Raw genomic sequence first — 19,110 nt, 5'->3', positions numbered from 1 at the left:
GTCGTTTTTTCTCTTCTGTCCGTCAAAATGCGATATGTCAGGAGAGTTGAGACACTGGCGCCCGTGCAGATGCGCCCAAAGATCTTGACGAGTGCGGAGGGGAATCGCATGACTGTGCCGGCTTTCGAGGAGTACGTACCCGCCAGCGACTGCACCTGCGCGGGATGCGCCGCACAACGGCGCACCGCCGCCAGTGCCTTGCCCCTGCGGTACGGAGGTCATCCGGCCGCACATGGCGCGCGCCGCGCGCTGGTGCTGGTCACCGCGGCCGGAGTGGTGCTGAGCACCGGCGCGGCCGAGGCGGCGAGCGCGCCGGGCGACCGGGCGGCGGAGGCGACCGGAGCCGCCCGTACGGATGAGACGACGGTGTCGGTGGACCCGGAGACCCCGGCCGACGAGGGCGACCCGGTCACCCCGGCCGACCGGGATCCGGACAGTCCGCAGGGCGGGCCGGGGCCGCTGCGGGGCACGGGGGCCTCGGGTCCGCCCTCGTCCACCGGGACCACATTGCGCAAGACCAGCCGGGCCGCGATCATGAACCGCGCGAAGAAGTGGGTGTCCGCGCAGGTTCCGTACAGCATGAGCAAGTACTGGACCGACGGTTACCGGCAGGACTGCTCCGGCTATGTGTCGATGGCCTGGAACCTGCCCGGCAACGAGTGGACCGGCAGCCTCGCCAAGTACGGGAAGAAGATCGCGCGGGCGAAGCTGCAGCCCGGCGACATCCTGCTCTTCCACAATCCGGCCAACCCCTCGAAGGGCTCGCACGTCACGATCTTCGGCGGCTGGACCGACGGCACGCACACCCACTACACGGCGTACGAGCAGAAGAAGCCGCACACCCGCAAGCAGACGACGCCCATGGCGTACTGGACCAACTCCGGCAAGTACGTCGCGTACAGCTACAAGGCGCTCAGCAGCGGTAGCGGCGTGTCGACGAAGGCGTTCCCGGGCGCCGGGAAGTTCGGCCCCGGTATCAGCAACACCCACGTCACCCAGCTCGGGAAGATGCTCGTGGACCGGGGTGGCAAGCGCTTCTACAAGGTCGGCCCGGGACCGGGCTGGGGTGACGCCGACCGGCGCGCGACCCAGGCGTTCCAGAAGGCCCAGGGCTGGAAGGGCAAGGAAGCGGACGGCGTCCCCGGCCCCCACACCTGGCAGCACCTGGCCAACGGGACCGGTCGCGACATCCCCGCCACCGGGAGCGGGAGCGGCCGGGGTGATTCGAATCCGGCTTCGAAGTTCCCCGGGCGGGGCTATTTCCGGCCCGGTCGGTCGAACAGCCATGTCGACAGGCTCGGCAAGCAGTTGGTGAAGAAGGGATACGGCAAGCACTACCTGTCGGGACCGGGGCCCCGGTGGACCGAGGCGGACCGGCGCAATGTCGAGGCCTTCCAGCGGGCCCAGGGCTGGCGGGGCGGAGCGGCCGACGGCTACCCCGGCCCGGAGACCTGGCGACGACTCTTCGCGTGACAAAACGGACATGACGGAGGCGGGAATGGGATCCACGGTGTCGGACAGCTCCGGAACCCCGGAGAACGCGCGGGAGCGGGAAGGGGAACGGGAAGGGAAGCGGGAGCAGGGGGAGATGCCGGTGCCGGTGTGGGGTCCGGACCAGGTGAAGGCGCGCCGCGGGGCGGGGGGGCCGGGCGAGGAGACGGCCCTGGGCCCGGGGGGCGGTGCGGGCTCGGATTCGGCTCTGGATTCGGGGAGCGGTGCGGGCTCAGTGGCGGCATCGGGTTCGGGGGCAGCCCCGGACGCGGAGCCGGGTGTCGGCCCCGACTCGGTGGTCGACCTTGTGCTGGACCTGGTCCCGGGTGAGGAGGCGGACTCCGCGACCCTCGGCGCGACCTCGGCCTCGGTATCGGTCCCGGCCGTGGGCGCCGAACCCGTCCCGGACACCGCGCCCGTCCCGGCCTTGGCCGGCCACCGCACCGGGCCCGGTTCCGGCACTCCGTCCCCGCCCTTGCCTCCGTCCTTGTCTCCGTCTCCGTCTCCGTCTCCGTCTCCGTCTTCGTCCCCGTCCCCGTCCACGAGCCGGGCCGTTCCCGACACCGTCTTCGACTCCCTCCCCGTCGCCGGGGGCGACGGGGCCGAGCAGTCCGGCGACGCCCCGTGGAGGACCGGGCGGCATCGTGCGGTCATCGCCAATGAGCGGACCGCCGCCATCCCCGTACACCAGCTCTTCCGTGAGAACCCCGAGCACACCGACGCGGCCGCGCTCCCCGCCGGTGTGATGCGGCGGGGGGCCGGCGGTGACCAGCCGGCGGCGGGGGTGCGTCGGACGCCCGTGCCGAGGGGGCCGCAGGTGCAGCCCTCGACGCGGCCGGCGCCGGTCGGTGATCCACAGCTTGCCGAGCGGTCGGGGCCCGCGCTGCCCGGCTGGGTGGCGCTGCTCGCCGGGCTGGCCGGGATCGTCGCCGGTGGCGCCGCCCTCTGGTGGGTCGGCGCGCTGCCCGCCGCCGCGCTCGCCCGGTTCGGGATCGGCTCGCGTCGTTACGAAGGGATCGGTTCCGGCGCCTGGGCGGCGCTCACCGTGCTGGTGACCGCGGTGCTCTTCGCACTCGGCGGCCTGAGCCGCGGACGGGTCGGGTACGCCTGGGTGCTGACGCTCTTCGGCGAGTACCGCGGGAGTGTGCGGCGGACCGGGCTGATGTGGATCAGCCCGCTGCTGCTGCGCCGCCGGGTCGACGTACGCCTGCGGCACTGGCGCAGCGAACCGCTCCCCGCCGTGGATGCCAACGGTACGGCGCTGCGCGTCGTCGTCCTCGTCGTCTGGCGGATCAGGGACACCGTCCGGGCGGCGCTCGGGGTCGCGGACCACGAGGCGTATCTGCGTGAGCAGGTGGAGGCGGCGATGGCCCGGGTCCTCTCGCAGCTGCCCGCCGACGCCTTCCACGAGGACGCGCACACCCTGCGCAACGCGGAGGCCGTCGGCGATGCGCTGACCCGGATGCTGAAGGCGGACTGCGAGCCCGTCGGCATCGAGGTGTACTCCGCGCAGCCGACCGGAATCGAGTACGCACCGGAGATCGCCGCGGCCATGCAGCGCCGCCGGATCGCCGCCATCGACGCCAAGCACCGCGACAGTGTGCTGACTTCGGTGGTTGACGCGGTGGACGACACTGTCAACCGACTGACCGCGAGGGGGCTCGTGGAGCTGGACGACTACGAACGGAAGGCGCTGGTCAAGGACTTGACGGTGGCCTTCTACACCGGACGCAGTGGCGGGGAGGGCGCCTGAGGACTTCGGGGGGCGCTCCGGCGGCGAAGCGGAATCCAACTCCCATTGGTCTGGACATGTTCATGTCGCGTCAATAATCTAAGACTTGGTCTAGACCGCAGCACATGCGCGCAGCAGGGCTCATGGAACCTCCCCCACGTTCTTGAGGAGCGACAGCAATGCGTACAAGGGCAAGCGCGGCCGTAGTCGGCCTGGCGATAGCGGGCGTCTCGATGTTCGCGACGGGCAGTGCCAGTAGCCACGGCTACACCGACAACCCCATCAGCCGTCAGAAGCTCTGCGCCAATGGCACGGTGACGGGCTGCGGCAACATCCAGTGGGAGCCGCAGAGCGTCGAGGGCCCCAAGGGCTTCCCGGCGGCAGGTCCGGCCGACGGCAAGATCTGCTCGGGCGGCCACTCCGAGTTCGCCCAGCTCGACGACCCGCGCGGTGGCAACTGGCCCGCCACCAATGTCACCGCGGGGCAGGGCTTCGGCTTCCGCTGGCAGTTCACCGCGCGCCACGCCACGACGGACTTCCGCTACTACATCACCAAGAACGGCTGGGACCCCACCAAGCCCCTCACCAGGGCCGACCTGGAGTCGCAGCCCTTCATGACGGTCCCGTACGGCGGCAAGCAGCCCCCGGCGACCCTGACCCAGCAGGGCACCATCCCCACCCAGAAGACCGGGAAGCACATCATCCTGAGCGTCTGGACGATCGCGGACACGGCGAACGCGTTCTACGCCTGCTCCGATGTTCAGTTCTGACGTGTAGTCGGTTACCGTGCGGCGCCATGGGGAGCGCAGGCACCGTCGCGGAGCTCGTACAGCGCCAATGGGGCGACCACCGGCCGGGACTGAGATCTGAGGGCACCGTCCTCAGTCATCACCAGGTCGCCTCGGGCGCTGCCGCACGGGCCGCGCTGCTGGCGGATCTGCTGCCGGCGGGCAGCGAACCGCACCTCGGGGTGCTGATGGACAACACCCCTGAATTTGCTTTCTGGTTGAGCGCGGCGGCCCTGGCCGGGGTCGCCGTCGCCGGTATCAACCCCACCCGGCGCGGCGCCGAACTCGCCCGCGACATCCTGCACACCGACTGCCGCGTCCTGGTGACCGAACGCGCGCATCTCTCGCTGCTCGACGGCCTGGATCTTCCGGGTGTACGGGTGCTGGTCACCGACACCGATGCGTACACCGAACTGCTCGCTCCGTACGCCGGAGCGAAACCGGGCGACACGGTCCTGGCCGAAGTCGGGCCCGGAACCCGGATGCTGCTCTACTTCACCTCGGGTTCGACGGGCGCCCCCAAGGCCGCGATCTGCTCCCAGGGGCGGCTGGCGGCGGCCGGGCGGTCCCTCGTCGATCACTTCGGCGTCCGGCGTGAGGACGTCCACTACATCTGCATGCCGATGTTCCACGGCAACGCGGTGATCGCCGACTGGGCGCCCGCGCTGGCCGGCGGGGCCGCGGTCGCGCTGCGCCGCCGCTTCTCGGCCTCCGGATTCCTCGACGACGTACGGGCGCACGGGGCTACGTACTTCACCTATGTCGGCCGTGCCGTGCAGTATCTGCTGGCCACCCCCGAGCGCCCGGACGACCGCGAGCACCCGCTGCGGCTCGGCTTCGGCACCGAGGCCGGCGCGGTGGACGCGGCCCGCTTCCGGGAGCGGTTCGGGGTGCGGCTGGTCGAGGGTTACGGCTCCTCCGAGGGCGGCGCGGCGATCCAGCGGACCCCGGACACCCCGGAGCGCGCGATCGGGAAGGCGGCGCCGCGCGACGATCTCGCGGTCGTCGACCCGGAGACCGGCGAGGAGCGGGCCGCCGCGGTCTTCGACGAGTCCGGAAGGCTGGCCAACGGGGCGGATGCGATAGGGGAGTTGGTCAACCGGGGCCGTACACCCTTCGAGGGGTACTGGCGCAACGCGGCGGCGGACGCGGACCGGGTGCGCGGCGGCTGGTACTGGACCGGGGACCTCTTCTTCCGCGACGCAGACGGCTTCCTCTACTTCGCGGGCCGTACGGACGACCGGCTGCGGGTGGACAGCGAGAACCTGGCCGCCGCGGTGATCGAGAACATCCTGGCCCGCTGGGAGGACGCGGCGGCCGTGGCGGTGTACGCGGTGCCGGACCCGGTCGCCGGGGACCAGGTGATGGCGGCGTTCGCGATGCGGGAGGGGGCTGCGTTCGACCCGGACTCCTTCGCCGCGTTCCTGGCGGCCCAGCCGGACCTGGGGACGAAGATGGCGCCCCGCTTCGTACGCATCGTCCCGGCGATGCCGGTGACGGCGACGAACAAGGTGCACCGGGTCGGGCTGCGCCGCGAGGGCTTCCGGTGCGGGGGATCTGTGTGGTGGAAAGGTGCCCGGGGCGGGTACGAGGCGTTCGGCGATGAACAAATGGGAGCCCTGCTGAACGAGTTCAAGGCACACGGGCGAGACGGCCTGCTGCCCCCGATCTCTCCCATAGCCTGAAGGGCATGGGGGCCCCTCGACGGGCTTGAGGATCAAGCCCGTCCGGCGATCGAGGGCAGAGCGGCGAGGTGGGTGGACCCGCACTAATTCGTCAGGGCCAGCTCCTCCCGGTCCGCCACCGCGGACCTGGGCCGCAGCAGCGTCACGGCCAGCACCGCCCCCGCCAGCAACAGTGCGGCCCCAGCCACCGAGGCGTACCGCATGCTGTGCACGAAGGCCTCCCTCCCGACCGAGATCAGCGAACCGTCCCCCGTGGCCACCGCGCCTGGCAGCGTCTTGCGGGCCGCCTCCGGTGCCGAGCCAGGCATGTCCGCGGTGTAGACCGCCGTGGCCACAGCACCCAGCAGGGCCATCCCCAACGCACCGCCGAACTCCTGCCCGGTCTCCAGCAGCGAGGCCGCCGAACCAGCCTTCTCCGGCGGGGCAGTGGACAGCGCCAGGTCCGAGACGAGCGCCATCACGGTGACGATGCCGCAGCTCATCACGGCGCAGCCGCCGAGCAGCAGCCACAGCGAGTCCGTACCCGTCAGGGCGAGGACCGCGAAACCGGCGGCGGCGATGACGAAACCGGCGCAGATGACGCGCGTACGGTCGGTCCGCTGGGCGATCGCCGTGGCCGTCGGGGCGGCGGCACCCACCGCAAGTGACGGGGCCAGGCTCCACAGCGCGGCCTCCATCGTGCTCATGCCGAGCACCGACTGCAGATACTGCGTGGTGAAGAACGAGGACCCCATCATGGCGAACGCGGCCAGCGCGTTCAGCCCGATCCCGGCCGCGAAGCCGCTGTTGCGGAAGAGCTCCCGGCTGATCATCGCGTCGCCGTGGCCGCGCTGGCGGCGGACGAAGAACCAGCCGACGACGAGCCCGACGGCGGTGATCAGCGTGTTCCGCACATCGAGCCCGTGCGCGGCGCTCTCCTTGACCCCGTAGACAACGGGCAGCACGGCCCCCATCGACAGCGGCACGCTCAGGAAGTCGAACCGGCCGGGGCTCGGGTCCTTGAACTCCGGCACCAGCACCGGCACCAGGACCAGCAGCGACACCATGGCCGGCACATTGATCAGAAAGACCGAGCCCCACCAGAAGTGCTCCAGCATGACCCCGCTGAGCACCGAGCCGAGCGCGATCCCGCCGGCCATGGCACCCGACCAGATGCCGACGGCCCGGCCGCGCTGCCGTTCGTCGCGGAACATGTTGCGTACGAGCCCCATCGTCGACGGCATCAGCGTCGCACCGCCGATCCCGAGCAGGGCGCGGGCCGCGATCAGCATCTCGGGGCTGGTGGAGTATGCGGCCGCGACGGACGCGGTACTGAACGCGAACGCCCCGAGGAGCAGCAGCTTGCGGCGGCCGATCCGGTCGCCGAGCGAGCCCATCGTGATGAGCAGACCGGCCAGGGCGAAGGCATACACATCGAAGATCCAGAGCTGCTGGGTGGCGCTGGGGGCGAGGTCCCGGTCGATGGACGGGATTGCGAAGAAGAGGACGGAGACGTCCATCGAGACGAGGAGGAGGGGCAGCAGGAGGACCACGAAGGCGGTCCATTCCCGGCGACCGGCGAGGTGGCCGCGCTCGGCGGTGGTGCTCGTAGCGTTCGTCATGCCAGGAAATGTACGAACGTTTAAAACGCTTGTCTAGTACGGATGTGTAAAACATTCGTACATCTCGATGGGCAGCAAAAAACGCACTGGGCGGTTCACGTGTGTACGTGAACCGCCCAGTGCGTTGTCTGTGCGCCGCCAGGGACTCGAACCCCGGACCCGCTGATTAAGAGTCAGCTGCTCTAACCAACTGAGCTAGCGGCGCCTGCTGACCAGAAAATAATACCTGGTCCCGAGGGGTGCTGATGACACGCGCCCGCGACGGGTCCGCGGGGACATCCGGCCTGACCGGACGGCCCCTAGTGGCTGGGGAGTGACACGCGGGCGGTGAGCCCGCCGCCGGGGTTGGGGGTCAAGGTCAGGTCGCCGTGGTGGGCGCGGACGATACCGGCGACGATGGCCAGGCCGAGGCCGTGCCCGCGGCGCGCAGGGTCCTTCTCGGCCATGCGTCCGCTGCCGCGCAGGAACGGTTCGGTGAGGTGGTCGACCGTGTCGGGCAGGAGGGGCCCGGTGTTGGTGACGGTCAGGACGGCGCGGCCAGGGTGTACCGGGTCGGGGCCGGTGGTCAGGGTGAGCGATCCGCCGGTGGGCAGGTTGTGCCGCAGGGCGTTGTGGAGCAGGTTCAGGGTGAGCTGGCGGAGCAGTACGCCGTCGCCGGTGGCCGGGGCCGGGTGGATGTCGGTGGAGAGGGTGATGCCTCGTGTCCGGGCTTCCTCGCGGACGAGATCGAGGGCTTCTTCGGCGGTGCCGGCGAGATCGAGGAGCTGGGTGGTGGGCGGGGTGTGGTCGAGGGCGGAGAGTTGCAGCAGGGCGTCGGTGACCTCGATGCCGCGCTGGTTGGTCTCGCGCAGCCGGGCCACGAGTCGGGGGTACTCCTGGCCGTCGGGGTCGGCGGTGGCGACGTCGAGCATGGTGCGGTTGATGGCGAGCGGGGTGCGCAGTTCGTGCGAGGCGTTGGCGGCGAAGCGCTGCTGGGCGTCGAAGGACCGCTGCAGGCGGGCGAGCATGGTGTCGAAGGTGTCGGAGAGATCGGTGAACTCGTCGCGCGGACCGGTGAGTCCGATGCGGTGGTCCAGGGAGCCGTCGGCCGCCCGCCTGGCAGCTCGGGTGATGTCCTGCAGGGGCCGCAGGACGCGGCCCGCGATGAACCAGCCGCCGCCGACCCCGACGAGCGCCAGCAGGAGCAGCGTGAGGCCGGAGGCTTCGAGCAGGTTCTGAAGGATCTCCTGCCGGGAAGGGGCGCCGCTGTCGTCCCGTGAGTTCGCGGCGGTCAAAGGGTAGTTGGGCACGAAGCGCATGGCCAGGTAGACAACGGCAAGGGTGAACGCGCCCGCGACGACCACGAACAGGGCATAAGTGAGGGTGAGCTTCATCCGGGCGGTCAGCCGCCGCGGCCGAATGGGGCGCGCCGGGTCGTCCGCCGCCGGTGCCGCGGCGGTGGCTCGGTGGGGTGCTGATCGCCGGTTCACTGTCCGTGTCCCGCCGGTTCGTCGAGCCGGTATCCGACGCCGGGCACGGTGCGGATGGACCACGGTTCGCCCAGCCGTTTGCGGAGCGTGGACATGGTGATGCGGACCGCGTTGGTGAACGGGTCGGCGTTCTCGTCCCAGGCCCGCTCCAGCAGTGTCTCCGCGCTGACGACCCCGCCCCGCGCCGTCATGAGGACTTCCAGGACGGCGAACTGTTTCCTGGTGAGCGCGACGTACTTCCCGTCGCGGAAGACTTCGCGCCGGAACGGGTCCAGCCGGATTCCGGCGTACTCGAGGACCGGGGGTGTGCTGTCCTTGGGCCGGCGGGCCAGTGAGCGGAGCCGTACGACCAGCTCTTTCAGGTCGAAGGGCTTGGTCAGGTAGTCGTCGGCGCCGATCTCGAACCCGGTGACCTTCTCGCTGAGGAGGCCCGCCGCCGTCAGCATGAGCACGCGGCAGCCGAGGCGCCGCTGCACGATGATCCGGCACACGTCGTCGCCGTGCGTGCCGGGGATGTCGCGGTCGAGGACGACGACGTCGTACTCGTTCACGTCGAGGCGCTCCAGGGCGGTGTCGCCGTCCCCGGCGATGTCGGAGGCGATGGCCTCAAGCCTCAGACCCGCCTGCACCGCCTCGGCGAGATACGGCTCGTCCTCGACAATCAGCACCCGCATGCGGCCTCTCCCACCCTGTCTCAAACCGGCCGATACCCGACTTCCGGTCCAGCCTACGGCCCTATGAGGGAACGGTGGCGAAGAGTGATTTCCGCACTGCGGAGGGCTCCTGCCGAGATTCCCGCCGCGAGCCGGACCGGACGCCGGTCCTGTACCCGGCCATCCCTATTGGAGCGGTCCGGGCCTATCGAAAACGTATCGGGAAATCGAGACGGCCCGACAACACGGCCCGCCCTTGACTCAAGGCATTACCGAGCGGCACCCGCCGCTGTGTCCGTGATGCCTGGAGGCTGCGATGCACGACAACCACGTGGCGAACCGCTCAGCCACGGCGGCGCGCCGATTCCCCGGCTGGATGATGGCAGGAATCGGCGCATCCCTGGTTCTGATGCTGTCGGCGATATGGGTCGTGACGACCCGGAGCGAACCGGCCGCACGGGCTACCGCACCAGCAGAGCATTCGCCGGACAGCGGCGGAGCGCCCGCGGAGGTCCCAGCCGCGGCTGCCGACGACGGTGCCCTACCGGACGACCGTGAAATCACCCCTTTCGACACCCGGCACACGGCCGTCGCCCGTCTGGACAAGCGTCTGCTGAAGGCCGTGCAGGAAGCGGCCCGGGATGCCCGGGACGACGGCATCGAATTCGTGGTCACGTCGGGCTGGCGCAGCAAGGAACACCAGCAGCGCCTGCTGGAGGAGGGAATCGAGAAGTACGGGAGCCTGGAAAAGGCGCGGGAGTTCGTGAACACCCCGGAGAAGTCGACCCACGTGTCCGGGAAAGCGGTGGACATCGGTCCCACCGACGCCGACGACTGGCTCATCCGCAACGGCTCCGCCTATGGCCTGTGCCAGGTCTACGCCAACGAGATGTGGCACTTCGAGTTGCTGACCAGCCCCGGCGGCACCTGCCCCGGCCCCCTGAACAATGCCGGCGGCTGACGGGTACCCATCGCCTCGCCCTGAGCCGGCACCGCCGAGCCGGTCCGCGCCGACCCACCCCCTCTTTTGAAGGACACGGCATGCCCAACCTGCACGAGGACCCACACCCGGATGTGTACATCGGTGGCGGATTCTTCGACCCCGCCCAGATACCGCCCATCGATTCCGAGCCCGAACAGCAGACCGCTTCCGAGGCAGTACCCGTGCCGGACCAACAAGCCCACGACCGGCCGGACCACATGTCCGATCGGCATGGACGTGACTACGGATGGCGCAAGGGCCGGGTTCCGACCGCCCTGGCGGTTATGACGGGGATCGTGCTGGTCGGCCACTCGCTGGTTCCCAACTCGGTGGGCAATCCGGGCAGCCTGCTCGAAACCCTGCTGCCCTGGACAGGTCTGGCCGTGCCTGTGCTGCTGTCGGCCGCCCTGCTCCGCAGGTCGGTGCCGGCCGGCGTCGCCACGCTCCTGGTCGCTGCCGTGTGGGCTGCGATGTTCGGGCAGTTGTTTCTCGGCGGTCGGCCGGACGCCGAGCCGGACCTGACGGTCGTCACCCACAATGTCGGTGCCGCCAACCCGGACCCTGCCGGGACCGCCCGGACGCTGCTTGCCGCAGACCCCGACCTGGTGGCCCTGGAAGAGATCACCGATGACGCGATGCCCGCCTACCAGAAGGTGCTGGGCCGCAGGCTCACGCACTCGGTCCACATCGGCACCGTTGCCCTGTGGAGCCGCTACCCGATCGACGACTCGGAGCGCGTCACCATCGACCCCGGCTGGAGCCGCTCCCTGCGCGCCCGGGTCCAGGGGCCGGGCGGCCCGCTCGCCGTCTACGTGGTGCACCTGCCCTCCGTCCGGGTCGGCGCCTCCGGATTCACCATCGCACGGCGCGACCGAGTCCTGACCGCGCTCGATCAGGCAGTCGACCAGGAACGGCAGAAGAAAGTCCTCCTGATGGGCGATCTCAACGGCGCCACCACCGACCGGGGCCTCGCCTCCCTGAACTCCCGGCTGACGTCTGTCCAGGACGAGGCGGGGACCGGCTTCGGCTTCAGCTGGCCCGCAGCGTTCCCGGTCGCCCGTATCGACCACATCCTCACCCGGGGCGTCACCCCTACCGACGCCTGGACCCTCCCCGCGACCAGCAGCGACCACCGGCCCGTCGCCGCCAGGCTGAAGATCAAGTCAGAGCGCCAGTGACAGCAGGACCGGCGCCGCCCGCCGATTCAGCGTGGCCGCCGCCGCGCGCAGGCGATGCGCGTCCTCGACCGGCAGGGACAGTGCCAGGCACCCCGCCGACGACCCGGCCGTCAGCGGTACTGCCGCGCACACCGTGCCGACCGCGTATTCCTGGAGGTCGAGCATCGGGACCGTCGCCGGCTGGCTGTCCAGCTTGGAGAAGAGCACCTTCTCGTTGGTGATCGTCCGCGAGGTGAGCCGGGCCGTCTTGTGGCGCGAGAGGTGGTCGCGGCGGCCGTTCCGGTCGAGCTGGGCCAGCAGGCACTTGCCGACGGCCGAGGCGTGTGCGGAGGAGCGGAAGTCCACCCACTCGTTGACCGCGGGGGTGTGGGGACCGTCGGCGTACTGCGTGACGCGGATCTCGCCGTCGACGTACCGGCTGATGTAGACCGCCGCGCCGACCGAATCGCGCAGCTGCGCAAGCATCTGCTGGAGCTTGGTCTCCAGGGCCTGTCTGCGGGCCGCGCCGGTGCCGAGGAGCAGCAGCGAGGAGCCGATGACATACGCGCCGTCGGTGACCTGCTCTACGTACCCCTCGCGGCGCAGCATCAGCAGCAAAGAGGTGAGATGCCCCATGGGCAGTCCCGTCTCCCGGGAGATCTGGGTGTCCGGCACGCCGTTGCCGTGCTTGGAGACCGCTTCGAGAACACGGAGGGCGTACTGCACCGAATGGAACGGTGCTGTCGGTTCGGGCTTCAACGTCACGGTTCCCCCACCAGGTTGTGACCGCAAGCACTGCCTTCACGATAGCCGCCAAGAGCCCTTTTCGGGGCGGCTGTTGGCGACTTGATGGGGCGCCCCGGCGCCGCAAGCTGGGGTGCACCCGTCTGGCATATGCCAGCGTCATTGGCGTGCGAAGAGTGGCGAGGTCACAGCACCGCGGTGAGGAACTCGCGCGTACGTTCGTGTGCGGGATCGGTGAAGATTTTTTCCGGTGATCCCGACTCGATCACGCGTCCAGCGTCGAACATCAGTACCGTCTCCGAGGCGTCCCGGGCGAAGTTCATCTCGTGGGTCACGCAGAGCGTGGTGATGTCGGTGTTCCTGGTGATGTCGCTCAGCAGCTCCAGCACGCCCGCCACCAGCTCCGGGTCGAGCGCGGACGTCACCTCGTCCAGCAGCAGGATCTCCGGCTGCATCGCCAGCGCGCGGGCGATCGCCACCCGTTGCTGCTGGCCGCCGGAGAGCTGGGAGGGGTGTGCGTCGATCTTCCCCGAGAGTCCCACCAGGTCGAGCAGCTCGATGGCACGGGTCTCCGCCTCGTCGCGGTCCATGCCCAGCACACTGACCGGGGCCTCGGTGATGTTCCGCAGCACCTTCATATTGGGGAAGAGGTTGAACTGCTGGAAGACCATGCCGATCTTCTTCCGGGCCTCACGCAGATGCTTCTCCGTCGCCGGCCTCAGCGAGCCGTCGGACGCCTTGGTGTGGGACAGCGGGTCGCCGTCGACCCAGATCACCCCGTCACTGACCTTCTCCAGCGTCATCAGCAGCCGCAGGATGGTGGTCTTGCCCGAGCCGCTCGGCCCGATCAGGGTGACGTTTTCGCCGCGCCGCACCGAGAAGTCCAGCCCGTCGAGGACGACATGGTCGCCGTACCGCTTCACGACGTTGTCGAAGTGGACCAGCGGATGGCCGGTCTGCGACGTGGCGGGGACCGGGGCGATGTCCACGGGGGCCGCGGCCGCCGTCTTCTGCAGGGGGAGGGGTTCAGTGGCCAAGGCGCTTCTCCAGCTTTCTCATCAGCAGCGAGGTCGGGTAGCTCGCGACCAGGAAGACCAGTCCGGCGAGCGTGAATGCCTCGGTGTAGGCGAAGTGATCGGCGCCGTACTTCCGGGCCTCGAAGACCATTTCCTGCACCGTGATCACGGCGAGGAACGGGGTCTCCTTGAACATCGAGATCGCGTAGTTGCCGAGGGCGGGCAGCACATTGCGCACCGCCTGCGGCAGGATCACGGCCTGCCAGGTCCGCCGCGGGGAGAGCGAGAGCGCCCGGCAGGCCTCCCACTGGCCCTTCGGCACACCGTCGATCCCGGCGCGGTACACCTCGGAGGTGTACGTGGCGTAGTGGATGCCCAGCACCACGATGCCGATCGTCAGCGGTTCCACGGAGGTGAACAGGGCGGCTGCGCCGACCAGTTGGACGAGCAGCGGGGTGGAGCGGATGAACTCCATCGCGACCCGCACCGGCACCGTCACGAACCTGCTCGGGGCCCGTCCGGCGACCGCGATGGCGAGCCCGAGAACCGCGGCGACGAGCGTGCCGAGCACGGTCGCGAGCAACGTGACCTCGAAACCTTCGAGTACCAGGGGGAGGACGTCCCGGGCGGCGTTCCAGTCGAAGCCGTTCACCGGGCACCTCCGGCCGTCGGTGCGACGGCTTCCGCGGCGCTGCGGCCGCGCAGCAGCGAGCCCGCACCGGTCTGCAGACCGAGTCGCCGTTTGGCGCTCCGCTCCAGCAGATTCATCAGCAGGGTCAGTGCGTAGGCCAGGACGAAGTAGGCGACCAGCAGGGTCATGTACGCGGTGAGCGTCTCACCGGTACGGTCGCGCAGCTGCTGGATCACGGTCATCAGGTCGGCCGCGGAGATCAGCCACAGCAGCGGGGTGCACTTCAGCAGCTGGATCAGCAGATTGGTGAAGGACGGGATCATCTGCACCCAGGCCTGCGGAAGGATCACCTTCCGCATCCGTTGCGGCGGCGTCATGTTCAGCGCGACGGCCGCCTCGTACTGGGCACGTGGCACGGAGTTGACCGCCCCGCGCACCACTTCGGAGCCGTACGCCCCGTAGTTGAGGCCGAAGGCGACGACGCCGCAGAGCAGCGGCGTAAGTTCGTACCCCGTCAGCGGCGGCATCGCGTAGTAGAGCCAGAACAGCTGGATGTAGAGCGAGGTGCCGCGGAAGAACTCCACGACCACGCGTGAGACACCGCGCAGCACCAGCAGCCGGCTGACCGACATCAGACCGAGGACGAACGACAGGAGCAGGGCGAGCAGCGCGCCCAGGACGGTGGCCTGGAGGGTCACCCACAGCCCCGAGCGCAACTGCGGCAGATCATCGAAGAAGGCGGAGAAGAAATCACTCATGCGGTGCGTTCCGTCCCCGTCAGCCCTTGCACAGATCGGCCGTCTTCAGGGTGGCCGGCGGGAGCTCGGTGGCCCCGAATCCGTACTCCCGGAGCAGGCCCACATAACGCGAACTGTCCGAGACGATCTTCTTCAGCTCGCGGTTGAAGGCGTCCCGCAGATCCTCGTTGCCCTTGCGGAAGACGGCGCCGCCGGGGCTGTACTGCTTCTTGCCGTCGAGCTCCGGCAGGAAGGCCTCGGTGACCTCGGTGTCGGGGTTCGTCTTCGCGAGCCGGCGCAGTGAGATGCCGGTGAGCAGGAACGCGTCGATCCGGCCACCCTTGACCGCGTCGGCGCCGTCCTGCGGCTTCTGCAGCGACTTGATCCTGTCCTTGGAGATGCCGGCATCCTCGGCGTACGAGCCCTCGACGGCACCCGACATCACGCCGACGGTGATCCCGGCGGCCTTCGCCGAAGTCAGGTCGGTGACCTTCTTCGGATTGCCCTTCTTCACCATCAGCGCGGTCGGCGAGATGAACTCGGGCTCGGAGAAGATGGCATTGGCACAGCGCTCCGGCGTGATCGCCATGCCTGCGCTGACCACGTCGTACTTGCCCGCCTGCAGCCCGGGGATCAGACCGTCCCACTCGGAGAGCGTGGGCTTCAGTTCGTCCACGCCGAGCGCCTTGAAGATCTCCCGGTGCAGGGTGGGCGCCTCGCCCTTGAGCTGCTTGCCCTCCAGATAGCCGTACGGGGCCTCATTGGCGTACGCGACCCGGACGAAGCCCTGCTTGCGGAGCTTGTCGAGCGCCCCCGCGCCGTCCGCGGAACCGGCGTCGGTCTTGCTGCACGCGGAGAGCGGACCGGGAACGACGAGCAGGCCGCCCACGGCCGCCGATCGGTTGAGAAAGCCCCGGCGGGACAGATTCGGGAAGTCAGCCATGGTTCGCGATCTCCTGGAGCGGTCGAACAGTCCGGACAGGAGGTGCGCCTGCCCGATCCCGTACGTCTATGCAGGAAGAGACCTCCTGTGATCGAAGGGTGACCGGAGTGCGACCTTCCCGTGTCCTGCTGCGGGCGGAGTGCGATGGTCGGTGCGCAGCGCGTATTTCCCTGCGTGGAACTCCCCATGACTGACCGTCATGCGGAGATGTCCATGATGGGCAGGTGAAGTGGCCGACGCACCCGGCCCGTCGAGGTCACTCGCTCCGGTCCCGGACGGGTACGTACCCGCGCTGCTTGTCCACCACGTTCGGCAACGGCTCCCCGGCCGACCAGAGTTCGTACATCTCCACGAACTGCTCGCCCAGCCGGTCCCGCCAGCCCGCCGTGTCGCCGCTCATGTGCGGCGACACGATCAGATCCGGTACGTCCCAGAGCGGGCTCTGCGGCCCCAGCGGTTCCTGCTCGAACACATCGAGCGCCGCGCCCGCGATCCAGCGCTTGCGCAGCGCGGCGACCAGATCGTCCTCGACGACCATCGGGCCGCGCCCCACATTGATGAATCGGGCCGACGGCTGCATCAGCCCGAAGAACCGCGCGTCGAACATGCCACGAGTCGACTCCGTCAGCGGCGCCGCGCAGATCACCCAGTCGGCCATGGAGGCCAGTCGATCCAGCTCTGCCACACCGTGGATGGTGCGCCGCGCCCGGCGTCCCACGAGCGCCACCTGGACCCCGAGAGCGATCAGCAGCCGGGTGATCTCCCGCCCGATCGGGCCCGCGCCGACGACCACCGCACGGCTGCCCGCGACCTGAGTGCTCTCCCTGTGGCGCCACAGCCGCCGGTGCTGGAGCTCCAGCGTGCCCGGGAGATCCTTGGCGAACGCCAGCACCAGGCCCGTCACATACTCGGCGATCGGTCGTTCGAAGATGCCCCGCGCATTGGTCACCACCGTGTCGGAGGCCGCCAGCTCCGGGCAGAGCAGCCGGTCCACGCCCGCGCTCGCCGTATGCACCCATGCCGGGCGCGGTCCGTCACCGGGCCAGGCGGCCCGTACCGCGTCGGAGGTGAAGTCCCACACCAGCAGTACGTCGGCCTCCGGGAGCTGTGCGGCGAGCCCGGCCTCGTCCGTGTACAGGACAGCGGCCCGGCCGGTCAGCCGGCCGAGACGCGGCGACGGGTCGGTGTCCAGGACGAGCAGGGTGGGCTCTGACATGAGAGACGGTCGCTCCGCTGCGTCTGTGATGTGCGGTTCGACCACGCTCGCACCCGCGCCAGGCTTCGTCAACACGTCGCAGTGGGGGTGGCGACGGATGGGGGAATACTGGGGGAGAGGCGGGCGAAAACGGTCACGGGCAGGGCCTGCCCGGACCCGTCCGGCCCCCGAATACCCGTCCAGGCACCCGCAGGAACAGGAAGGGTGGACATGACGACCCTCGGTTTTCTCTACCCGGGCCACCACTACGCGGAGGACGACTTCCCGCGGATGGAGATCCTGCTCGACGCCGTCAGACTGGTCGTGAACCACACCGACGTCGACGAGGACGCCTACGGGATCGACGCGCTGGTACGGACCGGCACGCCCGAACGCCTGGCCGCCGGGGTGGCGGAGTTGCAGCGCGCCGGTGTCGAGTCCGTCGTGTGGGTCAGCAGCGGCGGCAGCTTCCTGTACGGCTGGGAGGGCGCCCATGAACAGACCGCCGCCCTGGCCCGGGCGGCCGGCGTGCCCGCCTCCAGCACCTCCTTCGGCTTCGTCCATGCGGTACGGGAGCTGGGCGCCGACCGCGTCGCCGTCGCCGCGACCTACCCCGAGCACATCGCCGCACTGTTCACCGCCTTTCTCCGGTCCGCGGGCATCGAGGTGGCCGCCACTCACGCCGCCTCTCTCGCCTCCGCCGCCGAGGCCGCCGCCTGGGACCTGGACCAGGTGAAGGAACTCGTCACGGCCGCGGACCGGCCGGAGGCCGATGTGATGCTGCTGCCCGACACGGCCCTGCACACCGTCTCGCACGTGGCGGAGCTGGAGGAACTCCTCGGCAAGCCGGTCCTCACCGGGAACCAGGTGACGGTCCGGGAGGGGCTGCGGCTGGCGGACCGCCGGTCCTGGTCCCCGAGGCTCGGCAAGATCTTCGCCGAGCGTGAGGCGCCCCCGGCCCCGGTGGCCGCATGGGGCGCGGGCCGGGAGCGTGCGCACGGCGGGAAGAAGGGGTGGCCCGGAAAGCAGACCCACCCCGGCTGGTGAGCCAGGGGGACGGGCGGTGAGTCGAGGGATGGACGGTGAGCCGGGGGAATAAACGGAGACCACCTCCTGTTGTGCTCTTCCGGACGTATGAGCCGGACGCAGGCGCAACACCGGAGAGGCCAGGACGTGGACGAGATTCGAGGCGACGAGATCCGTGGCAAGACGGAGGGGACGGCCACCGTTCCGCTCTCCGTGCTGGACCTGGTGACCGTGGGCCAGGGCCGCACCGCCACCCAGGCGCTGCGTACGAGCGTGGACATCGCGCAGCTCGCCGAGCGCCGCGGATTCCATCGCTACTGGGTCGCCGAACACCACTCCATGCCCGGCGTCGCCTCCTCCTCACCCGCCGTGATCCTGGCCCACCTCGCCGCACACACCGAGCGCATCAGGCTCGGCTCGGGCGGCGTGATGCTGCCCAACCACGCACCACTCGTCATCGCCGAACAGTTCGGCACCCTGGAGGCCATGGCCCCCGGCCGCATCGACCTCGGTCTCGGGCGCGCCCCCGGCACCGACGGCGCGACTGCGGCCGCCCTGCGCCGCACGGACCGGCCGGGCGAAGGTGCCGAAGACTTCCCGCAGCAGCTCGCCGAGCTGACCCGGTTCCTGGACGACGACTTCCCCGACGGCCACCCCTACGCCCGTATCCACGCGGTACCCGGCCCGGTCCAGGCCACCGCCGAGGGCGGGGTCCAGTCCCCCGCCCGCCCGCCGATCTGGCTGCTGGGCTCCTCCGGCTTCAGCGCCCGGCTGGCCGGCGTACTCGGCCTGCCGTTCGCCTTCGCCCACCACTTCTCGGCCCAGAACACGGTGCCGGCCCTCGACCTGTACCGGGAGTCGTTCCGGCCGTCCGCGGTGCTCGACGCCCCGTACGCGCTGATCGGGGTCTCGGCCCTGGCCGCCGACGACGACCGCGAGGCCCGCCGCCAGGTGCTCTCCGGCGCACTGTCCATGGTCCGCCTGCGCACCGGGCGCCCCGGCCTGGTCCCGACACCCGAGGAGGCGGAGGCGTACGCCTTCAGCCCCATGGAGCGGGAGTTCGTCGACAGCTGGCTGGTCAACATCGTCCACGGCACGGCGGACGAGGTCCGTACGGGCCTCGACGACCTGGCCAAGCGCACCGGCGCCGACGAACTGATGATCACCGCCAACGCCCATGGCGGTGAGGCCCGGCTGCGCAGCTACGAACTGATCGCGGACGCGTACGGGCTGCCGACGGACTGACACCGGCAGCCGGGG

The 19,110-nt window shown here is 70.0% G+C and carries 17 protein-coding genes and 1 tRNA gene; 8 read left to right on the top strand and 10 right to left on the bottom strand.

The window, feature by feature from the left end; translation table 11 throughout:
* Positions 1-108 precede the first annotated feature (108 nt).
* The 4 genes from ACZ7IB_RS37730 to ACZ7IB_RS37715 all read left to right on the top strand — a co-directional run bounded on the left by ACZ7IB_RS37730 (position 109) and on the right by ACZ7IB_RS37715 (position 5,696).
* Positions 109-1,473: a peptidoglycan-binding protein gene (locus tag ACZ7IB_RS37730; protein WP_470918951.1), complete on the top strand. Its 1,365-nt coding sequence runs from the start codon at positions 109-111 to the stop codon at positions 1,471-1,473.
* A gap of 25 nt (positions 1,474-1,498) precedes the next feature.
* Positions 1,499-3,244: an SPFH domain-containing protein gene (locus tag ACZ7IB_RS37725; protein ID WP_470918949.1), complete on the top strand. Its 1,746-nt coding sequence runs from the start codon at positions 1,499-1,501 to the stop codon at positions 3,242-3,244.
* Positions 3,245-3,402: 158 nt separating this feature from the next.
* Positions 3,403-3,993: a lytic polysaccharide monooxygenase auxiliary activity family 9 protein gene (locus ACZ7IB_RS37720; protein ID WP_470918948.1), complete on the top strand. Its 591-nt coding sequence runs from the start codon at positions 3,403-3,405 to the stop codon at positions 3,991-3,993.
* Positions 3,994-4,019: 26 nt separating this feature from the next.
* Positions 4,020-5,696 carry an AMP-binding protein gene (locus ACZ7IB_RS37715; RefSeq protein WP_470918946.1) on the top strand — a complete coding sequence of 559 codons (1,677 nt, stop codon included), beginning with the start codon at positions 4,020-4,022 and terminating at the stop codon, positions 5,694-5,696.
* Positions 5,697-5,779: 83 nt separating this feature from the next.
* On the opposite strand, the gene ACZ7IB_RS37710 is transcribed toward ACZ7IB_RS37715, so the two are convergent.
* The 4 genes from ACZ7IB_RS37710 to ACZ7IB_RS37695 form a co-directional block, all read right to left on the bottom strand.
* Positions 5,780-7,297, bottom strand: a complete 1,518-nt coding sequence (locus ACZ7IB_RS37710) for an MFS transporter (RefSeq protein ID WP_470918944.1) — start codon at positions 7,295-7,297, stop codon at positions 5,780-5,782.
* Between the two features lie 131 nt (positions 7,298-7,428).
* Positions 7,429-7,502, bottom strand: a tRNA-Lys gene (locus ACZ7IB_RS37705).
* A 94-nt stretch (positions 7,503-7,596) separates the two neighbouring features.
* A complete protein-coding gene (locus ACZ7IB_RS37700; protein WP_470918942.1) occupies positions 7,597-8,766 on the bottom strand; it encodes a sensor histidine kinase in 1,170 nt (389 codons plus the stop codon).
* Complete coding sequence (locus ACZ7IB_RS37695; protein ID WP_266361318.1) at positions 8,763-9,440, bottom strand: response regulator transcription factor; 678 nt, start codon at positions 9,438-9,440, stop codon at positions 8,763-8,765. The genes ACZ7IB_RS37700 and ACZ7IB_RS37695 overlap by 4 nt, the downstream gene beginning before the upstream one ends.
* Before the next feature lie 295 nt (positions 9,441-9,735).
* Between ACZ7IB_RS37695 and ACZ7IB_RS37690 the strand changes: the two genes are divergently transcribed.
* Positions 9,736-10,380, top strand: a complete 645-nt coding sequence (locus ACZ7IB_RS37690; protein WP_470918940.1) for a M15 family metallopeptidase — start codon at positions 9,736-9,738, stop codon at positions 10,378-10,380.
* Positions 10,381-10,619: 239 nt separating this feature from the next.
* Entirely contained in the window at positions 10,620-11,579 is a 960-nt protein-coding gene (locus tag ACZ7IB_RS37685; RefSeq protein ID WP_398628964.1) for an endonuclease/exonuclease/phosphatase family protein, read from the top strand.
* Here the strand turns inward: ACZ7IB_RS37685 and ACZ7IB_RS37680 are convergent.
* The 6 genes from ACZ7IB_RS37680 to ACZ7IB_RS37655 form a co-directional block, all read right to left on the bottom strand.
* On the bottom strand, positions 11,565-12,323 hold the full coding sequence (locus tag ACZ7IB_RS37680) for an IclR family transcriptional regulator (RefSeq protein ID WP_470918938.1): 759 nt from the start codon (positions 12,321-12,323) through the stop codon (positions 11,565-11,567). The two genes, ACZ7IB_RS37685 and ACZ7IB_RS37680, sit on opposite strands and share 15 nt — an antisense overlap.
* Before the next feature lie 164 nt (positions 12,324-12,487).
* Positions 12,488-13,339, bottom strand: a complete 852-nt coding sequence (gene ehuA / locus ACZ7IB_RS37675; RefSeq protein ID WP_470918936.1) for an ectoine/hydroxyectoine ABC transporter ATP-binding protein EhuA — start codon at positions 13,337-13,339, stop codon at positions 12,488-12,490.
* The gene (ehuD, locus tag ACZ7IB_RS37670; RefSeq protein ID WP_470918934.1) at positions 13,329-13,970 is read right to left on the bottom strand and encodes an ectoine/hydroxyectoine ABC transporter permease subunit EhuD; all 642 of its coding nucleotides are present in this window, start codon (positions 13,968-13,970) and stop codon (positions 13,329-13,331) included. The genes ehuA and ehuD overlap by 11 nt, the downstream gene beginning before the upstream one ends.
* Positions 13,967-14,707, bottom strand: coding sequence for an ectoine/hydroxyectoine ABC transporter permease subunit EhuC (gene ehuC, locus ACZ7IB_RS37665; protein WP_470918933.1), 741 nt, complete (start codon positions 14,705-14,707; stop codon positions 13,967-13,969). The genes ehuD and ehuC overlap by 4 nt, the downstream gene beginning before the upstream one ends.
* 19 nt (positions 14,708-14,726) lie before the next feature.
* The gene (gene ehuB / locus ACZ7IB_RS37660) at positions 14,727-15,629 is read right to left on the bottom strand and encodes an ectoine/hydroxyectoine ABC transporter substrate-binding protein EhuB (protein ID WP_470918931.1); all 903 of its coding nucleotides are present in this window, start codon (positions 15,627-15,629) and stop codon (positions 14,727-14,729) included.
* A gap of 256 nt (positions 15,630-15,885) precedes the next feature.
* Positions 15,886-16,845 carry a D-2-hydroxyacid dehydrogenase gene (locus tag ACZ7IB_RS37655; protein WP_470918930.1) on the bottom strand — a complete coding sequence of 320 codons (960 nt, stop codon included), beginning with the start codon at positions 16,843-16,845 and terminating at the stop codon, positions 15,886-15,888.
* Positions 16,846-17,055: 210 nt separating this feature from the next.
* On the opposite strand from ACZ7IB_RS37655, the gene ACZ7IB_RS37650 reads away from it, so the two are divergent.
* Positions 17,056-17,871, top strand: coding sequence for a maleate cis-trans isomerase family protein (locus tag ACZ7IB_RS37650; RefSeq protein ID WP_470918929.1), 816 nt, complete (start codon positions 17,056-17,058; stop codon positions 17,869-17,871).
* 126 nt (positions 17,872-17,997) lie between these two features.
* On the top strand, positions 17,998-19,095 hold the full coding sequence (locus ACZ7IB_RS37645) for an LLM class flavin-dependent oxidoreductase (protein WP_470918928.1): 1,098 nt from the start codon (positions 17,998-18,000) through the stop codon (positions 19,093-19,095).
* Positions 19,096-19,110 lie beyond the last annotated feature (15 nt).

It is taken from the genome of Streptomyces sp. NPDC037301, from assembly GCF_055602785.1.
This window is presented reverse-complemented; position numbering and strand designations above follow the sequence as displayed.

What these genes read in the sequence shown, in the direction of transcription:
- ACZ7IB_RS37730 (WP_470918951.1), top strand. Translation starts at nt 109, where the DNA reads ATGACTGTGCCGGCTTTCGAGGAGTACGTACCCGCCAGCGACTGCACC.
- ACZ7IB_RS37725 (WP_470918949.1), top strand. Translation starts at nt 1,499, where the DNA reads ATGGGATCCACGGTGTCGGACAGCTCCGGAACCCCGGAGAACGCGCGG.
- ACZ7IB_RS37720 (WP_470918948.1), top strand. Translation starts at nt 3,403, where the DNA reads ATGCGTACAAGGGCAAGCGCGGCCGTAGTCGGCCTGGCGATAGCGGGC.
- ACZ7IB_RS37715 (WP_470918946.1), top strand. Translation starts at nt 4,020, where the DNA reads ATGGGGAGCGCAGGCACCGTCGCGGAGCTCGTACAGCGCCAATGGGGC.
- ACZ7IB_RS37710 (WP_470918944.1), bottom strand. Translation starts at nt 7,297, where the DNA reads ATGACGAACGCTACGAGCACCACCGCCGAGCGCGGCCACCTCGCCGGT.
- ACZ7IB_RS37695 (WP_266361318.1), bottom strand. Translation starts at nt 9,440, where the DNA reads ATGCGGGTGCTGATTGTCGAGGACGAGCCGTATCTCGCCGAGGCGGTG.
- ACZ7IB_RS37690 (WP_470918940.1), top strand. Translation starts at nt 9,736, where the DNA reads ATGCACGACAACCACGTGGCGAACCGCTCAGCCACGGCGGCGCGCCGA.
- ACZ7IB_RS37685 (WP_398628964.1), top strand. Translation starts at nt 10,620, where the DNA reads ATGTCCGATCGGCATGGACGTGACTACGGATGGCGCAAGGGCCGGGTT.
- ehuC (WP_470918933.1), bottom strand. Translation starts at nt 14,707, where the DNA reads ATGAGTGATTTCTTCTCCGCCTTCTTCGATGATCTGCCGCAGTTGCGC.
- ehuB (WP_470918931.1), bottom strand. Translation starts at nt 15,629, where the DNA reads ATGGCTGACTTCCCGAATCTGTCCCGCCGGGGCTTTCTCAACCGATCG.
- ACZ7IB_RS37655 (WP_470918930.1), bottom strand. Translation starts at nt 16,845, where the DNA reads ATGTCAGAGCCCACCCTGCTCGTCCTGGACACCGACCCGTCGCCGCGT.
- ACZ7IB_RS37650 (WP_470918929.1), top strand. Translation starts at nt 17,056, where the DNA reads ATGACGACCCTCGGTTTTCTCTACCCGGGCCACCACTACGCGGAGGAC.